15 protein-coding genes are annotated in these 18,875 nt (G+C 66.9%); all 15 read left to right on the forward strand.

Annotated features, from left to right (window positions below):
• Positions 1-25 precede the first annotated feature (25 nt).
• Entirely contained in the window at positions 26-3,901 is a 3,876-nt protein-coding gene (gene rpoC / locus BLR91_RS03160; RefSeq protein ID WP_018191995.1) for a DNA-directed RNA polymerase subunit beta', read from the forward strand.
• Positions 3,902-4,068: 167 nt separating this feature from the next.
• On the forward strand, positions 4,069-4,293 hold the full coding sequence (locus tag BLR91_RS03165; protein ID WP_018191994.1) for a hypothetical protein: 225 nt from the start codon (positions 4,069-4,071) through the stop codon (positions 4,291-4,293).
• A 250-nt stretch (positions 4,294-4,543) separates the two neighbouring features.
• The gene (locus BLR91_RS03170) at positions 4,544-6,208 is read left to right on the forward strand and encodes a GspE/PulE family protein (protein WP_089877113.1); all 1,665 of its coding nucleotides are present in this window, start codon (positions 4,544-4,546) and stop codon (positions 6,206-6,208) included.
• An 8-nt stretch (positions 6,209-6,216) separates the two neighbouring features.
• Positions 6,217-7,815 carry a type IV pilus twitching motility protein PilT gene (locus BLR91_RS03175; protein ID WP_269457352.1) on the forward strand — a complete coding sequence of 533 codons (1,599 nt, stop codon included), beginning with the start codon at positions 6,217-6,219 and terminating at the stop codon, positions 7,813-7,815.
• Position 7,816: 1 nt separating this feature from the next.
• The gene (locus tag BLR91_RS03180) at positions 7,817-9,046 is read left to right on the forward strand and encodes a type II secretion system F family protein (protein ID WP_157694673.1); all 1,230 of its coding nucleotides are present in this window, start codon (positions 7,817-7,819) and stop codon (positions 9,044-9,046) included.
• A gap of 177 nt (positions 9,047-9,223) precedes the next feature.
• Positions 9,224-9,649 (forward strand): type II secretion system protein, encoded by a 426-nt coding sequence (locus BLR91_RS20395; protein ID WP_269457353.1) that lies wholly within the window; start codon positions 9,224-9,226, stop codon positions 9,647-9,649.
• Between the two features lie 116 nt (positions 9,650-9,765).
• Positions 9,766-11,145: a prepilin-type N-terminal cleavage/methylation domain-containing protein gene (locus BLR91_RS20120; protein WP_172823182.1), complete on the forward strand. Its 1,380-nt coding sequence runs from the start codon at positions 9,766-9,768 to the stop codon at positions 11,143-11,145.
• Positions 11,142-11,801 (forward strand): PulJ/GspJ family protein, encoded by a 660-nt coding sequence (locus BLR91_RS03195; protein WP_089877108.1) that lies wholly within the window; start codon positions 11,142-11,144, stop codon positions 11,799-11,801. The genes BLR91_RS20120 and BLR91_RS03195 overlap by 4 nt, the downstream gene beginning before the upstream one ends.
• Positions 11,802-11,924: 123 nt before the next feature.
• The gene (locus BLR91_RS20125; protein WP_157694982.1) at positions 11,925-13,703 is read left to right on the forward strand and encodes a hypothetical protein; all 1,779 of its coding nucleotides are present in this window, start codon (positions 11,925-11,927) and stop codon (positions 13,701-13,703) included.
• Positions 13,700-14,545, forward strand: coding sequence for a prepilin peptidase (locus BLR91_RS03210; protein WP_231918809.1), 846 nt, complete (start codon positions 13,700-13,702; stop codon positions 14,543-14,545). Before BLR91_RS20125 ends, BLR91_RS03210 begins: the two co-directional genes overlap by 4 nt.
• Positions 14,514-15,623, forward strand: a complete 1,110-nt coding sequence (pilM, locus tag BLR91_RS03215; protein ID WP_231918810.1) for a type IV pilus assembly protein PilM — start codon at positions 14,514-14,516, stop codon at positions 15,621-15,623. Before BLR91_RS03210 ends, pilM begins: the two co-directional genes overlap by 32 nt.
• Positions 15,620-16,408, forward strand: a complete 789-nt coding sequence (locus BLR91_RS03220) for a hypothetical protein (protein ID WP_089877098.1) — start codon at positions 15,620-15,622, stop codon at positions 16,406-16,408. The genes pilM and BLR91_RS03220 overlap by 4 nt, the downstream gene beginning before the upstream one ends.
• A 1-nt stretch (position 16,409) precedes the next feature.
• Positions 16,410-17,126 (forward strand): hypothetical protein, encoded by a 717-nt coding sequence (locus tag BLR91_RS03225; RefSeq protein ID WP_089877095.1) that lies wholly within the window; start codon positions 16,410-16,412, stop codon positions 17,124-17,126.
• 88 nt (positions 17,127-17,214) lie between these two features.
• The gene (locus tag BLR91_RS03230; protein ID WP_089877093.1) at positions 17,215-18,357 is read left to right on the forward strand and encodes a hypothetical protein; all 1,143 of its coding nucleotides are present in this window, start codon (positions 17,215-17,217) and stop codon (positions 18,355-18,357) included.
• A 22-nt stretch (positions 18,358-18,379) separates the two neighbouring features.
• A complete protein-coding gene (locus BLR91_RS03235) occupies positions 18,380-18,874 on the forward strand; it encodes a DUF6121 family protein (protein ID WP_089877091.1) in 495 nt (164 codons plus the stop codon).
• The last annotated feature ends 1 nt before the right edge of the window (position 18,875 follow it).

An 18,875-nucleotide genomic window follows, 5' to 3' on the forward strand; every position in this document is an offset into this window, starting at 1 on the left:
AATCTTCCATAGGAGAGAAGGAACATTGCTCGACGCAACAACTTTTGACGAGCTGCGTATCGGCCTGGCCACCGCTGACGACATCCGTCGTTGGAGCTATGGCGAGGTCAAGAAGCCGGAGACCATCAACTACCGGACCCTGAAGCCGGAGAAGGACGGACTCTTCGGCGAGCAGATCTTCGGACCGTCCCGCGACTGGGAGTGCTCGTGCGGCAAGTACAAGCGCGTCCGGTTCAAGGGCATCGTCTGTGAGCGCTGCGGCGTGGAGGTCACCAAGTCCTCCGTCCGTCGTGAGCGCATGGGCCACATCGAGCTCGCCGCCCCGGTGACGCACATCTGGTACTTCAAGGGTGTGCCCAGCCGTCTCGGCTACCTGCTCGACATGGCGCCGAAGGACCTCGAGAAGGTCATCTACTTCGCCGCGTACATGGTCATCGAGGTGGATGAGGACGGCCGTCACGCCGACCTCCCCGGCCTCGAGAACGAGCTGCGCCTCGAGATCAAGACGCTGTCCGACCAGCGCGACGCCCGCGTCGCCGAGCGTCTGCAGCGCCTCGAGACCGACCTCGCCGCGCTCGAGGAGGAAGGCGCGAAGGCCGACCAGAAGCGTCGTGTCAAGGACACGGCGGAGAAGGAGATGGGCCAGATCCGCAAGTCCTTCGACGAGGACATCGCCCGCCTGGAGCGCGTGTGGGAGTCGTTCCGCACCCTCAAGGTCGGCGACCTCAAGCCCGAGGACGCGGACTTCAACGAGCTCGTCGACCGCTACGGCCTGTACTTCGAGGCCTACATGGGCGCCGAGGCGATCAAGCGTCGCCTCCAGGCATTCGACCTGACCGCCGAGGCCGAGCTGCTCCGCGAGCAGATCGCCAACGGCAAGGGCCAGAAGAAGATCCGCGCGATCAAGCGACTGCGCGTTGTCTCGTCGTTCCTGGCGACCGGCAACTCGCCGGCCGCGATGGTCCTCGACGTCGTCCCGGTGATCCCGCCGGAGCTGCGCCCGATGGTCCAGCTCGACGGTGGCCGTTTCGCCACCAGCGACCTGAACGACCTGTACCGCCGGGTGATCAACCGCAACAACCGCCTGCGTCGTCTGCTCGATCTCGGTGCTCCCGAGATCATCGTGAACAACGAGAAGCGCATGCTGCAGGAGGCCGTCGACGCCCTGTTCGACAACGGCCGTCGCGGTCGTCCCGTCACCGGTACCGGCAACCGCGCCCTCAAGTCCCTCAGCGACATGCTGAAGGGCAAGCAGGGTCGCTTCCGCCAGAACCTGCTCGGTAAGCGCGTGGACTACTCGGGCCGTTCGGTCATCATCGTGGGTCCGCAGCTCAAGCTGCACCAGTGCGGTCTGCCCAAGCAGATGGCGCTGGAGCTGTTCAAGCCGTTCGTCATCAAGCGCCTGATCGACCTGAGCCACGCTCAGAACATCAAGGCCGCGAAGCGGATGGTGGAGCGTTCGCGCCCGCAGGTGTGGGACGTGCTCGAGGAGATCATCCGCGAGCGCCCCGTGCTGCTGAACCGTGCACCCACCCTGCACCGTCTGGGCATCCAGGCGTTCGAGCCGCAGCTCGTCGAGGGCAAGGCCATCCAGCTCCACCCGCTCGTCTGCGCCGCGTTCAACGCGGACTTCGACGGCGACCAGATGGCGGTGCACCTGCCGCTGTCGGTGGAGGCTCAGGCCGAGGCCCGCATCCTGATGCTCGCCTCGAACAACATCCTGAAGCCCTCGGACGGCCGCCCGGTCACCCTGCCCTCGCAGGACATGATCATCGGTCTGCACCACCTCACCACCGTCCGCGAGGGCGCTGTGGGCGAGGGTCGCGCGTTCTCCTCGGTCTCCGAGGCGATCCTCGCGAAGGACCAGGGCACGCTGCACCTCAACGCCAAGGTGAAGATCCGTCTGGACAACTACGTTCCGTCCGACGCGGCCGACACCGGTGCCACTCCGATCACCGCCATCGTGGAGACGACCCTGGGCCGCGCTCTCTTCAACGAGACGCTCCCGGCGGACTACCCCTACGTGGAGGAGGTCGCCGACAAGGGCACGATCTCGTCGATCGTGAACGCTCTCGCGGAGCGGTACCCGAAGGTGGAGGTCGCCGCGGCGCTCGACCGGATCAAGGACGCCGGCTTCTACTGGGGCACCCGCTCGGGCGTCACGGTGTCGCTGAGCGACATCCTGACCCCGCCGAACAAGGCGCAGATCGTGGCCGGCTACGAGAAGAAGGCCGCCAAGATCACCTCCGAGTTCGAGAAGGGTCTGACGACCGACCTCGAGCGTCGCCAGGAACTGGTGAAGATCTGGACCGAGGCGACCAACGAGGTGGCCGAGGCCATGCGCGCCAACTTCCCGGCGGACAACACCATCAACCGCATGGTGACGTCCGGTGCCCGTGGTAACTGGCTGCAGGTCCGCAACATCGCCGGTATGCGTGGTCTGGTGAACAACCCGAAGGGTGAGATCATCCCTCGTCCGATCATCTCCTCGTACCGCGAGGGGCTGTCGGTGGCGGAGTACTTCATCGCGACGCACGGTGCCCGTAAGGGTCTGGCCGACACGGCTCTCCGTACGGCGGACTCGGGCTACCTGACCCGTCGTCTGGTGGACGTCTCGCAGGATGTCATCATCCGTGAGGACGACTGCGGCACGACCAAGGGTCTCGACCTGCCGATCGCAACGGTCGGTGCGGACGGCGCCCTCACCCGTGACCCGAACGTCGAGAACTCGGTGTTCGCCCGCACGCTGGCCGCTGACGCGGTCGGCACGGACGGCACCGTGGTCGCGAAGGCGGGCGACGACGTGGGCGACGTGCTCATCGACAAGCTGGTCGCCGCCGGCGTCACCGACATCAAGGTCCGCTCCGTGCTGACCTGTGAGTCGGCGGTCGGCGTCTGCGCCGCCTGCTACGGCCGTTCGCTCGCGACCGGCAAGCTGGTGGACATCGGCGAGGCTGTCGGCATCATCGCCGCCCAGTCGATCGGCGAGCCCGGAACGCAGCTCACCATGCGTACGTTCCACACCGGTGGTTCGGCCTCCGCGGACGACATCACCCAGGGTCTGCCGCGCGTCCAGGAGCTGTTCGAGGCTCGTACCCCGAAGGGTGCGTCCCCGATCGCCGAGGCCGCCGGCCGCATCGTCATCGAGGAGACGGACAAGTCCCGTAAGGTCATCCTGACCCCGGACAACGGCGACGAGCCGCACGTCTACCCGGTGCTGAAGCGCTCGACCCTCCTGGTGGAGGACGGACAGCACGTCGAGCTCGGCCAGCAGCTGATCGTCGGCACCGTCGACCCGAAGGAGGTCCTCCGGGTCAAGGGCGTCCGCGAGGTGCAGAAGCACCTGGTGGGCGGCGTGCAGGGCGTCTACCGCTCGCAGGGCGTGCCGATCCACGACAAGCACATCGAGGTCATCGTCCGCCAGATGCTCCGCAAGGTCACCGTCGTCGACCACGGCGACACCGACCTGCTGCCGGGTGAGCTCGTCGACCGTTCGCGGTACAACGAGATCAACCGTGCTGCGCTGCAGGAGGGCAAGAAGACGGCGTCCGCCCGTCAGGAGGTCATGGGTATCACCAAGGCCTCGCTGGCGACCGAGTCGTGGCTGTCGGCCGCGTCCTTCCAGGAGACCACCCGCGTCCTGACGCAGGCGGCCATGGAGGGCAAGTCCGACCCGCTGATCGGTCTCAAGGAGAACGTCATCATCGGTAAGCTCATCCCGGCCGGAACGGGTCTGTCGCGCTACCGGAACGTCTCTGTGGAGGCGACCGAGGAGGCCAAGGCGGAGCGGTACCCCAACCGCATCTTCGCCGACGACTCCGCGTTCAGCGAGAGCGACCTGAGCTTCGTCGACTTCGACAGCTTCAGCTCGGACGACTACACCCCGGGCACCTACAACTAAGCAGGTACCCGTACGACGAGGCCCCCGGCGCACTGCGCCGGGGGCCTTCGTCGTTCCCTGCCCGTTCGCCCCCGCCGCCGCGAGATTTGCGCCAAATCTCTGTTATGCGGCCGCCATAACGACGATTTGGCGCAAATCTCGCGGGGCGGACCTGGGAGAATGGGAGCATGTGGCGCCAGCTCTTGCAGTACACGGACACCGCGGGGCGGGCCATGCTCGGCTTCGGAGCCGTGCTCCTGGTGGTCGCCGTGGTGAGCTTCGTCGTGGGCATCGCGCAGGCTGTCTCCGGCCACGCCGCCGCGACCCTCCCGTACTGGCTGACGACGATGGGCTGCGCGGTCGTCGCCGGCATCCTCGTGTACCTGGCGAGCCGTCGCGGAAAGTTGGGCTGAGGGGGCGCCGGCTTCACCCGCATTATCGGGTGTCGGCACTCTGGCGTGCGGTGAGAGCGTCCGGTGACGATGGATGCACGCCCCGCGAGCGGGTGCCCCCCACCGGTGTGGCACCCTCACGCGGGTCTGTTGTCCTGTTCTCCCTGCTGAATAGGGTGACTACGCCCATCCGACCAGGGAGTTCTCGCCCCTGAGCGGTGGGGTCTGCCGTTCCCCCGACCCGCGTCGGCAGCGCCCGAAGGAGGTCCGTGTGGCGTCCATGACCGAGATCCTCATCCTCCACGGCCACCTGCCGATCGAATTCCTCGACCGCGTAGCGACCGAGCCGACGGCCGATGAGGCCGTCGTTCGTGAGCTTATGGCGCGCGGCGCCATCTCCTCCGCCCAGCTGGCGCGTGCCCGCGCCGCCCAGGCCGGTCTTCCGTTCGTTGAACTCACGGACTATCCCGTCGATCGCGCGGCCGTCGCTCTCATCCCGGGCGCGATCTGCCGCCGCCATACGGTCCTCCCCATCGGGACGGCCGACGGGATGATCGTGGTCGCCATGGCTGACCCGGGCAACGTCTTCGCCATCGACGACGTGCGCGCCGCGTCACGGCTGAACGTCGCGGCCGCCGTCGCCGAGGAGGCCGACCTCCGCGCGGCGATCGACCGGTACATCCGGGCGGACGACGAACTGAGCGACCTGACCTCCACCCTGGAGGAGGAGACCGCGCCGTCGGAGGACACCGCCGTCTCCGAGTCGTCGGACGACGACGCCCCGATCGTCCGCTTCGTGAATCTGTTGGTGAGCCAGGCGATCCAGGACCACGCTTCCGACATCCACATCGAGCCGGCCGAGCACGATGTCCGGGTCCGCTACCGCATCGACGGTGTGCTCCACGCCATGCAGTCGGCGCCCAAGAGTATCCAGAACGGTGTGATCTCGCGGTTGAAGATCATGTCGGACATCGACATCGCCGAGCGCCGCAAGCCGCAGGACGGTCGCATGTCGGTGGTGCACGGCGGCCGCCAGATCGACCTCCGGGTCGCCACCTTGCCGACGGTCTGGGGCGAGAAGGTCGTCATGCGGATCCTGGACAACACGAACACCGGCATGACGCTGACCGACCTCAACCTGCTGGAACGCAACTTCGAGACCTACCGCGCCTCGTATTCGAAGCCGTACGGGATGATCCTGGTCACCGGCCCGACCGGCTCCGGCAAGTCGACAACTCTCTATACGACGCTCAACGCCGTTGCCCGCCCGGAGATCAACGTGATCACCGTCGAGGACCCGGTCGAGTATCGGATGCCGGGCATCAACCAGGTGCAGGTGAATCCGAAGGCGGGGCTTACCTTCGCGAGCGCGCTGCGGAGCATCCTGCGGTCGGACCCGGATGTGGTGCTGCTGGGCGAGATCCGCGACCACGAGACGGCGCAGATCGCGATTGAGGCGTCCCTCACCGGCCACCTGGTCCTGTCGACCCTGCACACGAACGATGCGCCGAGCGCCGTGACCCGACTCACGGAGATGGACATCGAGCCGTTCCTCGTCGGCTCCGCGCTGGACTGCGTCGTCGCCCAGCGCCTCGCGCGCCGCCTCTGCGACCGGTGCAAGCAGCCGGGGTCGTACGTACCGGATGACCTGCGGCGGATGCGGTTCCCGCTCGAGTCGGACGGCGCACCGCCGACCATGTTCGTCCCCGTCGGGTGTCCGGCCTGCTCGAACACGGGCTACCGCGGGCGCATCGCGGTGCACGAGGTCATGGCGGTGACCGAGGACATCGAACGCCTCGCCGTCGAGCGCGCGTCGAGCGCCGAGATCGGCCGTGCCGCGCGCGAGCAGGGGATGCTCACCCTGCGTGAGGACGGCTGGGAGAAGGTCAAGCTCGGCCTCACATCCATCGAAGAGATCCTGCGAGTGGTCGCCTAGGAGGGCACATGACGAACGACGACAGCTGGGGCGGCTTCCCGCCGCCGACGGCCAAGCCGGTCTACGAGATCCCGGTGACCCCGCCAGGCGCGACCGCCGCAGGGTGGACACCGGGTCCCGGTGCGCCGCTGAGTCCGCCACCGACCTGGACGCCGGCGGCAACTACGGAGCCGGCGTCGTATTCGGCGCCGGAGCCGGCGGCCTACGAGGCACATGAGCCAGAGCCGACAGCGTCCGCGACGCCCGCGCCCCAGCCGGTCACCCCCGTGTGGTCGCTCGACGATCCCGCACCCGCACCTGCACCCGTCGCACCGGCCACGCCGGTCACTCGGCTCATCCCGGCCGGTCGACGCGCCGCCGCGCCCGCCCCCGAGGTCGAGCGCGAGAAGGCTTCGCGGCCGTTCATCCCCGACTTTGACGAGGGCCTCACAGATCCGGAGCGCGAAGCTCTCGAGAGGGCCGACAAGGACCTCGTCGCCGCCCTCCATGAGGTCGTGTACCAGCGCGCTTCGGACCTCCACATCACTGTCGGGGCACCCCCGATGGTCCGTGTGGACGGCGGTCTGCGTGCCGCAGCGAGTGCTGAGCCGTGGAACCACGACCGCACGCGCACGGCGCTGACCAGTCTGCTGACCGAACGCCAGCTCCAGCAGTTCGAACGGGAGCACGAACTCGACTTCGCGTTCACCATCTCGGCGAACTCCCGCTTCCGCGTCAATCTCTATCAGCAGCGGGGTTCGTATGGTGGCGCCTTCCGTCTCATCCCCACCGAGATCAAGCAACTCGGCGATCTCGGCGTGCCGGAGTCGGTCGGCCAGTTCGCCCAGCTGCCTCGCGGACTCGTCCTCGTCACGGGCCCGACGGGTTCCGGGAAGTCGACGACTCTGGCCGCGCTGATCGACCTCGTCAACAGCACTCGCTCCGACCACATCGTGACCGTGGAGGATCCGATCGAGTTCATGCACGTGCACAAGAAGTCGATCGTCAACCAGCGCGAGGTCGGCCACGACACCCACAGCTTCAACAACGCACTGAAGCACGTGCTCCGGCAGGACCCCGATGTCATCCTCATCGGCGAACTCCGCGATCTCGAGACGATCTCGGTCGCGCTGACGGCCGCCGAGACCGGCCACCTCGTCTTCGCCACCTTGCACACGCAGGATGCGCCGCAGACGATCGACCGCGTCATCGATGTCTTCCCGCCGCACCAGCAGGATCAGGTGCGTGCGCAGCTCGCCGGTACCCTGCAGGGCGTCGTTTCGCAGACACTGCTGAAGCGCGCGAGCGGTAAGGGGCGGGTGGTCGCGACAGAGATCCTCATCATGACGCCTGCGATCGCGAACGTGATCCGCGAGGGCAAGACGTACCAGATCGCCTCCATGATGCAGGCCGGCCGCGAGTCCGGAATGCGCACCATGGATCAGCATCTGGCCGAACTCGTGAATGCGGGCGTCATCACGCGTCGCGCTGCCGTGGACAAGGCGCACGACAAGGAGGGCATCGCTCGTCTCATCCAGCGGGTCGACTCGCCGACCGAGGCCTCGGCGATGGCGATCGCCGCGAGCGGCCCGGACTTCGGCGACAGCTACTCCGGGACGGTGGGCTGACGTGGCGGTCACGACGCCGTACGCGTACCGAGGCCGGAACGCGGCGGGAAAGATCGTCAAGGGCCGAGTGGATGCGACCAGCGAGGCGGCGGTCGCATCCCGTCTCCGCACCATGGGCCTCTCGCCGGTCTCGATTCAGGAGGCCGCCGAAGGTACGGGGCTGAATCGGGAGATCCGACTCTCTGCCGGTTCGGGCGTGAAACTCAAAGAACTCGCCGTGATGAGTCGCCAGATGGCGACCATGATCTCGTCCGGCCTCTCACTCCTCCGCACGTTGAACATCATCGCGGAGCAGACGTCGAACAAGAAGTTCAACGCCGTGCTCTCGGATGTGCGCGATCAGGTGGAGAGCGGCGTCGCCATCTCAGACGCCATGCGCCGGCACGCAGACGTGTTCCCGCCCCTGATGATCAACATGGTGCGCGCGGGCGAGACCGGCGGCTTTCTCGATGGCGCCCTCGAGGCGATCGCCGAGAATTTCGAGAAGGAGGTCAAACTCCGGTCGGCCATCAAGTCGGCGATGACCTATCCCGTGATCGTCTTCTGCATGACGATCCTCGGTGTGACGGCCATGCTGCTCTTCGTCGTCCCGATCTTCGAGAAGATGTTCGCGGGACTCGGCAAGCCGCTTCCGCTGCCCACGTTGATCCTGGTGCAGATCTCTCATGCGATGGTGTTCGTCGTCCCGGTGCTCGCGGTGGCCGGTATCGTGTTCGCCTTCTGGTGGCCGAAGCACAAGAACGACGAGGCCGTCCGGAAGAGACTCGACCCGTTCAAGCTCCGGATGCCGGTCTTCGGATCGTTGATGAAACGCATCGCCATCGCCCGCTTCAGCCGCAACTTCGCAAACATGATCAGCGCCGGCGTTCCGATCCTTCAGGCTCTCCGGATCGTGGGAGAGACGAGCGGCAACTACGTCATCCAGAAGGCCCTCACCGAGGTCGGCGAGGGCGTTCGGCAGGGCGAGTCGATTGCGAGCCCGATGAGCAGGCAGCCGGTTTTTCCATCCATGGTGACGCAGATGGTGGCCGTGGGCGAGGACGCCGGCTCTCTCGAGACGATGCTGGACAAGGTCGCTGACTTCTACGAGCAGGAAGTCGAGGCGACGACGGAGCAGCTCACGGCGATGATCGAACCGCTGATGATCGCCTTCCTCGGCGTCGTCATCGGTGGCATGGTGGTCGCCCTCTATCTGCCCATCTTCAGCATCGCCTCGGCCGTCGGCGGCTGACCCTCCGCCGGGGGCCACCCGGGCGAAAACGCCCCTGTACTGGGGGAGGAAAAGCCCGGAAAACCCCTCTGACGGGGGATATTTCTCCAAATCTGCCGGGAAATATGGTCATCTCCGTAGCGGTACATCGCTGGCCGCTCTCCCCGCATCCACCCACCCGACCGATTGGACACCGCAATGTACTTCCGTCTCATGGGCAAGCTGAACGCTCGCCGCCAGGGGCTGCTCGAGGAGGACGAGAAGGGCTTCACCCTGATCGAGCTTCTCGTGGTGGTCATCATCATCGGCATCCTCGCCGCCATCGCCATCCCGATCTACATCGGGGTTCAGAACAACGCGAAGGACTCGGCAACCAAGTCCGATCTGGCCAACGCCAAGACCGCGTATGTCGCCTACTACACCGACAAGGGCAGCTCGGCGACTGCTCCGACCATCGACGTGTCCGGCCTCGGCACCTACGGCTTCACCAGCAGCGACTCGACGAGCGGCTGGGCGCTCAAGTCGGGCTCCACTGCGACCACGTTCTGCATCTCGGCTCAGAGCCCCAATGGCACGTTCCACGTAACCGACTCTCTCGGCCCCACAAGCGGCGCGTGCTCGTAAGCCCGATCACCGTCTGACAGCGGGGCGTTGCCGATCGGCGGCGCCCCGCTTCTGCTCTTTCAAACCACCCCTGACCAACCATCCACTCCCGGACCCGAGCCGGGGAGGTGAAATCCGTGAACCGCATTCAGATCCTTCTCCGTGATGATGATGCCCGCGACCGCGGGTTCACCCTCATCGAGGTGCTCGTCGCGATGATGGTCTTCGCGATCATCTCGGTCGTCGTCGCGTACTCGCTGACCCTTTCGATGACGCTCACGCGCAACAGCCGCGCGGGCGAGGTCGCGGCCAATCTGGCGGCGCAGCAGATCGACATCGCTCGGAGCACCCCGGACGTGTTCGACGTCACCGGTGGCGCCGTCACGCAGACGATCGACGGCACCACCTACACGATCACCAAGTCCGTCGGCTGGGTCAACAGCACGGGCACCGCATCCGACTGCGGCAGCGGTGGAGGCATCCTGCAGAACAAGACGCTGAACGTCTCGGTCTCGTGGGGAGGCCGCAGCCCTGTGCAGGCGAGCACGCTGCTCGCCCCGGCCGGGCCTATCAACGACCCGACCACGGGGACCATCATCGTCCACGTCGTCACGGCGTCCGGAGCGGCTCTCAGCGGGGTCCCGGTCGCCGCCAAGCCGGACACCACCGTCTCGCCCAACTCCGCCGCCGCCGTCCCCACGGCCCCGGATCCGACGGATGCGGATGGCTGCAGTTACGTGCTGAAGGTCGTCCCGGGCACCTATGTCGTCACGGTCGGCAAGGCGGGCGACGGTCGAATCAGCAGCAAGCAGGTGCAAGCGCCGTCGGCGCAGACCACCGTGACCGCCGGTCAGTCGTCTGTCGTCGATGTCCAATACGACGCAGCCGCCACGCCCGTGCTGACGCTCGCTCCGGGCGCGCCGCTCGGAACGCTGTTCCCCTCCACCCTGCCGATGACCTACGCCCCGCAGGGCGACGCGTACTCGCCGACCGTCACACCGGTGACGACTTCTGGGGTCACTACCGCAACGACGCCGCTGTTCCCGTACGTCTCCGGCTATTCGGTCTTCGCCGGAAAGTACGTGCCGACGGGTGGAGGTCAGCCCGCGTGTCTGTCGGTGGATCCCGGGCAGTGGGTCAACCCCAATGCCTCGGGCAATGTCGGACAGCGTCCGGCAGCCGTCTCCGTCTCGCCGGGTTCCACGGGAACAGTCGCCATGCCGCTTGTCACGATCACGACATCGAGCAAGTGGCTCGTAGCGGTCAGCGCTGTGGCCGCGGCGACCATCGGAGACCCCGGATGCGCGACAGGGATGAGTCTCGCGTTTCCGCAGTCGGCGGGCGGAAGCGCGACGATCGCGCTTCCGTACGGCACCTGGAAGCTGTATGCGCTCAGCAACAAGACCGATGCGCTTACCAGCTCGGCCCTGGTCGACAAATCCAAGATCGCTCTGCCCGCAGGCAGCCCCGCATTCACCGACGCGAACATCTTCACGCTCGACCCGAGGCAGCCATGACCGCCTACGAGACGCGGTCCCGTTCCGAGGACGCAGGGCTGTCGCTCATCGAGCTGCTCATCGCGATCATGCTGACCGGCCTGATCATGACGCTCGGCGTGTGGATGTTCGTGGCGGGGACGCACAGCGTGAGCCTTGCCCAGTCGATCGACGGTGGCACTCGGCAGGCGTCGAACGGAATGAACGAGGTCGCCCGGATGATCCGCGCGGCCACGCCGAACCCCGTCGTCGCTCCTACGCCCGGCCAGCCGCTCAACGCGCCGGCTGTGATCGCGGCGTCCGCTTCGAGCGTGCAGTTCTTCGCCTATGTCAACCTGACGGGTTCGGAAAGCCCCGTGCGGGTGACCTTCGACGTCAACAATGGCATCCTTCGCGAGACGCAGGCTCCTGCAACCTCGACAACGGCCGGTGCCAACGGCCACTGGGACTTCGGCGCCACCGGGACTCCGCGCAACCTGTGCAACTCCATTCCCGAGGGTGTGAGCGTCTTCCGCTACTTCAACAAGGCGGGCGCTGAACTGCTTCCAGCCAACCTGTCGACCGACACCCAGCGTGCCGCGATCGCGTCCATCCAGGTGACCATCACCATCCAGCCGACCGGGGCCGCCAATGCGGTCACCGTGACGAACACCATCGGCATGGCGAACATCGGATAGGACAGACCGATGCGCAGACTCCGTACCCGACTCCGGCTCGTCCGGGCCTCCGGCGACCGTGGCGTCGCGTTGGCGATGGTCGTCGGCATCGCCAGCGTGCTCCTGCTGCTCATCTCGCTCACCATGACGTTCTCCGTCTCTGGCCTGATCCGCTCCAATCACGACGCCGATTGGGACGCGGCGATGTCCGCTGCGTTCGCCGGTGTTGCGGACTATCAGGGCCGGCTGACGAATGACCCCAGCTACCAGCAATACGGCAACCCGGCGTCGAAATTCACAATCGCAAACGGCTCACAAGCGTCTGTCACGATGCCGCCCACGAGCCGCGCGAACCCCGCATTCGACGTACGACCAACCTCATTGGGGGGCGTCTGGGCACCTGTTCCGCTCACCGACGGCCTTCCCGCTAACGCCTCCTTCCGCTACGAGGTCGACAACTCGAAGTACGCCAGCAATGGCATCCTGCATCTGCGGGCCACAGGCCGGGTGGATACGGTGACGCGCAGCGTCGTCGCGAACATCAAACAGACGGGATTCACGAACTACGTCTACTTCACCGACTACGAAGAGCTCGACCCCACGCTGAACAACGTCAATTGCACAGTGGCCTACGCCTGGGCGGCGACGCGGTCTTCCAGCTGCTTGATCAACTTCATCGCGGGCGACACCTTCGACGGGCAGGTGCACTCGAACGACACCCTCAACATCTGCGGTGGGACGTTCAAACAGAAGGTGACCACTGCCAACCCGAACCCGATCTCGGGAAAGCTCTACACGCAGAGCAACTGCTCCGGCGGCGCGCAGACGCCGACCTTCTCGGCGGGAGCACCGGTCAACGCGGCGCAGATCACCATGCCACCGCCGCAAGCGCAGCTCGATCAGGTGCGCACGGACATCCCGTCGAAGGTCCCGAGCCCCGGATGTCTGTACACGGGGCCGACCAAGATCACGTTCTCGGTCAGTGGTTCGACCGCCTACATGACAGTGAGGTCGCCGTGGACGAAGAAGACGCAGCTCTCCAATGCAGCGGCGACGGCGGGCACGACCCCGGCGTTCTGCGGGACGCCGGGGGACCCGACCAAAACGGTCAGCCAGAATGACGGGACCTTGTCGGGAGTTGCAGGACAGACCATCGCAATCGGCCCGACCTCACAGCTGTACAACAACCTCGCGTACGTCCAGGCTGTGCCGAGTGACACCGCGAATGCGAACTACTGGCCCGCGACATCGTCCCCGAACGGAAACTCCTTCGGGTGTGTCGGAGCGGACCTGAAGGCCGCAGGGAACGGCCTGGGGTACCCCGTCGCGAACGAGATCGTCCCATCGATCGCGTCATACGGCTGCCGCGCAGGCGACGTCTTCGTCGAGGGCACGATGCACAGTGCCCTAACGATCAACGCCGAGCACTTCGCGTGGATCACCGGAAAGCTCGTCTACCAGGACTCGGCGAACGACATCCTCGGCCTGGTGGGTGCGGGCGCCGTCTGGGTCTGGAACCCGATCGTCTGCACGAACCCCACGCCTTTCCCGACGACCAGCGGTTCGAGCTGCAGCTCTCGGAAGGCATACCTCACCTTCGAGGCGACCTCGAGCAGCACGAACTGCGCTCGGACCATCAACGCGGCCATCCTCTCCAACAATCACAGCTTCGAAGTGCACAATTACGACGCCGGGATCTTCATCGGCTACCTCTGCGTGACGGGGTCGATCGCCCAGGAGTTCCGCGGGCCCGTCGGCCAAGGCTCGGGCAGCAGCGGCTTCTTGAAGAGATACAGCTACGACACACGGTTGTTGAACTCACCACCACCGAAATTCCCGACGCCGCGGACGACTTCGTACGACGTGAACACCGAGATCGAGGTCAAGACCGCCTTCGGATCGGACGGAGCACCGCTGCCGTGAACATCTCGCTCTTCGTCTACACGCTTGTCGCCGTCGCCGTCTTCGGGGCGCTCATCGGTTCGTTCCTGAATGTCGTCGTCTACCGCGTTCCCGCTGGACGATCGATCGTCTCCCCGCCGAGCGCGTGCGGGAGTTGTGGCACGGAGATCCGGCCATACGACAACATCCCGGTGCTGTCCTGGCTCGTCCTCCGGGGACGCTGTCGCGACTGCCGCAGCGCGATCTCGGTGCGCTACCCGGCGGTGGAGGCGGTGACAGCCGCGGCGTTCGCGTTCGTGGCCTGGTGGTTCTGGGCGGGACCGGCCGCGCCTGCGCGCCCGGATGGAGCAGTGCTGGCGGCCGGTCTGCTGACCGCGACGGCGTTCCTCTTCCTGGTTGCGATCAGCATCGCACTGGCGCTCATCGATCTGGACACACATCGCCTGCCCAACTCGATCGTTCTTCCGGCCTACCCGATCGCGCTGCTCTTGCTCGGCGGGGCAGCGATCATCGGCGGAGACCCGTTCGCGCTGGCCCGCGCAGCCATAGGGGGAGCCGGCCTGTTCGTGTTCTACCTCGTGCTCGCGCTGGTGCGCCCGGACGGGATGGGCTTCGGTGACGTGAAACTGGCGGGCGTGCTCGGAATCTTCCTCGGCTTCCTCGGCTGGGCTCCCCTCCTCGTCGGTGCGTTTGCTGCCTTCGTGTTGGGCGGCGTCTTCGGTCTCGTCCTCCTCGTCACCGGGCGCGCTCGCCGCGGTACGGGAATCCCCTTCGGACCTTGGATGCTCGCCGGAGCGTGGCTCGGCATCCTTGCGGGTCCGGTCATCGGCAGTGCCTATCTGGCCCTGCTCGGACTCACCTAGACAACTCGATCACGAAAAGGAGGATCGGATGGCCACCAGCATCGTCGGAATCGACATCGGGAGCACGACCATTCGTGCCGTCGAGCTCGCAGACCCTGGCAAGCCGAAGCCCACTCTTCTGCGGCATCACGCGGTCCCGATCCCGGAGGGAGCCGCGGCCCGCGGAGAAGTGCTCGAGCCGAACACCATTGCGGCCGGACTCCGTCAGCTCTGGCAGCAGGGCGGATTCAAGAGCAAGGAGGTCGTGCTCGGTATGGGCAACCAGCGGGTCCTTGCGCGTGACCTCACCGTTCCACGCATGTCGCAGACCCGGATCCGGGAGAGCCTCCCCTTCCTGGTTCAGGACATGCTTCCGGTGCCCGTGGCCGATGCCCTCCTCGACTTCTACCCCATTTCCGAGGGCATGGGGGAGGCGGGACCCGTCGTCAACGGTCTCCTGATTGCGGCCGTGAAAGAGGCGGTCGACGCGAACGTCAAGGCGGCTCAGCTCGCCGGGCTCATTCCCGTGGAGGTCGATCTGTTGCCGTTCGCTCTCACTCGCGCGATGCTCTCGCGACCGGGAGTCGCCGGCACAGCGGCGCTCGTCGACATCGGCGCCAACACGACGAGTGTCGTCGTCGCGACCGACGGCGTGCCCCAGTTCGTACGAATCATCCCCGCCGGTGGCGCGGAACTCACCCAGGCGCTTCGCTCGGGGCTCGATGTCTCCGCAGGAGAGGCCGAGCGCATCAAAGCCGAAACGGGGCTCGCCCGCCAGGTGACCTCGCTCGAGGAGCAGCAGGCGGTGGAGATCGTCTACCGGGTGACCGGTGAACTCCTGACCAGCCTGCGAAACACGATCAGCTATTTCGTCAACACTCGGCCAAGCACTCCTGTCGAGCGCATTCTGCTGACCGGTGGCGGTTCGCAGCTTCCCGGGATGGTGGAGGCGCTGGGCGAGATGACCCGGATCCCCGTTTCACCCGGAGATCCGTTCCATTCCGTCACGCTGTCCCGGCATCTCGACGCCGCCCAGTTGCGGCAGAACCGCTCGGCGCTGTCCGCGGCGCTGGGTCTCGCACTTGGGAGCGCAGCATGAGCATCACCATCCGTCGCCCGGTCGAACCGCAGGATTCTCCCGAATCGGAGGAGAAGGCATCCGGTGCAAAGACGCCGGGTCAGAGGAAGCCGATCTCGAAGAAGCCGAAGTCCGCCCTGCGTCAGCCCCAGGCCGGAGCAGGGGAGGGCCTGGTCGTCGGCGGCGACCCGCGGGTCGACCTCCTGCCCCCCGAGGTCCGCTCCGCCCGCCGCAACGCCCGCACCCGACGCGGGTTCGCATGGGGCGTCCTCGCGGTGTTCCTGGTGGTGGTGATGGCGAGCGGGGGAGCGTTCGGTCTGAACATCGTGGCGCAGGGACAGCTGCTCGTCGCGCAAGCGAGGACCAACGAACTACTGAGCGAGCAGCAGAAGTACACCGAGGTGCGGAACATCCAGAATCAGGTGGATGTGGCGGTCGCGGCGAAACAGGTAGGCGCATCCACCGAGGTGGCATGGCAGCCCTTCATTGCGGCTGTCGGCTCGGCGGAGCCGCCAGGACTGAGGATGAAGTCGGTGACCATCGACTCGGCGTCTCCGATTGCGGTCTACCAGCAATCGACCGATCCGCTGCAGGGGCCTCGGATCGCCACGGTCACGGTCGTCGCGCTGAGTAACACATTTCCGGATGTCCCTGGATGGCTTCGTGCTGTTCTTCAGGTGAGGGGAGTCGTCGATGCGACGGCGGGAACGGTCAACCGAGACGACGGCGGCGTCTACACCTCCAGCATCACCATCCATGTAGGCGAGGCGCTGTTCACGAAGCGGTTCGAGACGAAGGGCCAGTGAGATGGACAAGACCAGGCTCTGGATCATCGGATCCGTTCTCGCGATGGTCATCATCGCCGGTCTCGGATGGGTGGTCGGAATTCAGCCGCAGCTCGACCAAGCGACGGCTGCGTCTGCCGAGACCTCCCAAGTGGACGGCGGCAACACCATCAAGGCAGCCGTTCTGGCGAGGATGAGGAAGGACAGCGAAGATCTCCCGAAGCTCAAGAAAGAGCTGGCCGAGCTGGGTGCCGCAGTGCCGGCCATGGCAGACTGGCCATCGTTCGCGGATGAGCTGAATACCTTCGCTACAGCAAACGGAGTCACGATCATCGCGACGACGCAAACCGACGGTCAGCCCTATATCCTCCCCGACTCCCCGAAGCCGTCGGCTCCCGCTGCCGGACAACCAGCCGGCGCCGCGACTCCGACGCCGGTTCCGACCCCGACCCCGACTCCGACGGCCACGCCGGTTCCCGTCCACATCCCCGGCGCTCCGCCGCTGACGAAGCCGACCATCACGGCCGACAACTTCACCTTGATCCCGGTCTCGGTGACCGTGCGTGGCACGGAAGATCAGGTCCTCGGATTCGTCAACGCGGCACAGAACGGCACGCGACTCTTCCTCGTCAACGGAATAACGATCGACACCGCAGCATCCGGGGTGGGCTACGACGCCAAGCTCAGTGGCTACATCTACGTGCTGACCTCGTCTGCGGACAAGAAGGCCAGCAAGTAGGGCGCTCACGGAACGGCCTCCCCGGTCTCGGCCACCCCCGTTGCTACAGTGGGCGCAACGGGCCCGCCGGGCCGATGGAGGAGCCAGGATGAGCGACACGCCGGACGCGCCGAAGCGCGCGACCTACGAGCCGGGGCCGGACGACGCACGGCCGGAGTCCGAGCAGGCGGCCGCCGAGCAGGCCGGCACGCCCGCGACCGCACCCGCCGCGTCCGCCGCCGCAGAGCCCGCCACCGACACGGGGGCACAGGTCGTCGAGCCGCCGTCGAATCCCGTTTCGGCCCGTGGTCACCTTAACCGTCCCGCAGACGACGCCGAGCAGGAGGCGGCCCCCGTGGCCGCCGCGCCGGCCGAGCCGCAGCGTCCCGCCGCGATCGCCGAGCCGGAGCCTGTCGTCGCGAGCGATGACGATGTCGCGGCCGCCATCGCCCGTAACAGCCCGCAGCCGGGAGCGACCGCCGCGGGCGACGCGACGGTCGACACCGCCTCACCTGTCGAGTCGGCCACTCCGGTGATCGTCGCAGCCGAGGCCGCCACTCTGAGTCAGGGCGACACCGCAACGACCGCGTATGGCAGCGTCCCGCCGGGCGCACCGGCCGCGGCCGCGACCACCGCCCCCGGCCCGCAGCCGGTCGCCCCGATCTACCTCACGCGCCCCGAGCCGCCGAAGAAGAAGAGCAACCGCGGCGTCGGCATCCTCATCGCCCTCGTCGGCACCGTCGCGTTCGCCATCCTGTGGGCCGGCGCCGTGCTCATCGTCGGGTCGCTGCTGACGCCGAGCAACGAGTTCGGCCCGGCGCTCCTCGAGTTCTTCACGGGTGGTCGCGCGTTCGGGATCCGCGGTTGGGCGCCCGTCGTGGCGTTCTTCATCGGGATGGTCGTGCTCATCCAGATCCTGAACCGCGCGCGCTGGTGGGCCTACATCCTGGGCGGCCTGTTCGTCGCGGTGTTCGTGTACTTCGTCTACATCGGCGCCGGCCTGATCGATGCCCAGTACTGGCTCCGCAACTCCGACGAGTTCGCCATCCTCATGCGGAGCGCCTGGGTGAGCCCCCTCGCTGTGCTCGCCGGCGTGATCGCCCGCGAGGTGTCGATCTGGACGGGCGCGTGGCTCGCCGCCCGCGGCCGCAAGCTGAAGGCGCGCAACGCCGAGGCGCAGGCCGACTACGAGCAGCAGGTCGCCGACGCCCAGAACCAGGCCGTCGCCGCCTACGCGCAGCAGGGGTACTGACCGGGAGGGCCCGCAGCCGACCATGCGTGACGAGCGCGTCTACGCAACCGTCGTCGCCTTCTTCGCGACGGGGCTGTACCTCGCTCTGGTCGTCGCCGCGTTCGGCCTGGTCTCCCTCGCGACCGACAGCGATGTCGTCGCCGACCCGGACGTCGGGCCGCTGGTCGGCCCCGTCATGGTGGTGGCGTCGGCGGTCATGCTGCTCGTGTTCCTCATCGTGCTCGGGACGCGCGTCCCGGCCGAACGCCAGCGGGTCTCGCCCGGTGTCGCGTTCGGCGTCGGAGTCGCCTGCTATGCCGTGTTCATCGCGGCGGGCGGTATCGCCGGTGCGGCAGGCGACCCGAACGACCCGTTCCACTACTTCCTGTTCGCGTTCGCCCAGCTCCTGCGCTGGCCCGCCATCACGATCGCGGTCCTGGCGTTCGCGGTGACGCTGCTCTACCAGCTGGTGCTCGTCGGACGCTTCCGCCAGCGCGGGCGTCCGCGCTGGCCGTGGGAGGGCGACGACGAGGACTAGG

The organism is Leifsonia sp. 466MF (assembly GCF_900100265.1).
In the GTDB taxonomy this organism is placed as follows: Bacteria; Actinomycetota; Actinomycetes; order Actinomycetales; family Microbacteriaceae; genus Leifsonia.

Coding starts and splice junctions, on each gene's coding strand:
- BLR91_RS03165 (WP_018191994.1), top strand. CDS start 4,069: ATGTGGCGCCAGCTCTTGCAGTACACGGACACCGCGGGGCGGGCCATG.
- BLR91_RS03175 (WP_269457352.1), top strand. CDS start 6,217: ATGACGAACGACGACAGCTGGGGCGGCTTCCCGCCGCCGACGGCCAAG.
- BLR91_RS20395 (WP_269457353.1), top strand. CDS start 9,224: ATGTACTTCCGTCTCATGGGCAAGCTGAACGCTCGCCGCCAGGGGCTG.
- BLR91_RS03195 (WP_089877108.1), top strand. CDS start 11,142: ATGACCGCCTACGAGACGCGGTCCCGTTCCGAGGACGCAGGGCTGTCG.
- BLR91_RS20125 (WP_157694982.1), top strand. CDS start 11,925: ATGACGTTCTCCGTCTCTGGCCTGATCCGCTCCAATCACGACGCCGAT.
- BLR91_RS03220 (WP_089877098.1), top strand. CDS start 15,620: ATGAGCATCACCATCCGTCGCCCGGTCGAACCGCAGGATTCTCCCGAA.
- BLR91_RS03225 (WP_089877095.1), top strand. CDS start 16,410: ATGGACAAGACCAGGCTCTGGATCATCGGATCCGTTCTCGCGATGGTC.
- BLR91_RS03230 (WP_089877093.1), top strand. CDS start 17,215: ATGAGCGACACGCCGGACGCGCCGAAGCGCGCGACCTACGAGCCGGGG.
- BLR91_RS03235 (WP_089877091.1), top strand. CDS start 18,380: ATGCGTGACGAGCGCGTCTACGCAACCGTCGTCGCCTTCTTCGCGACG.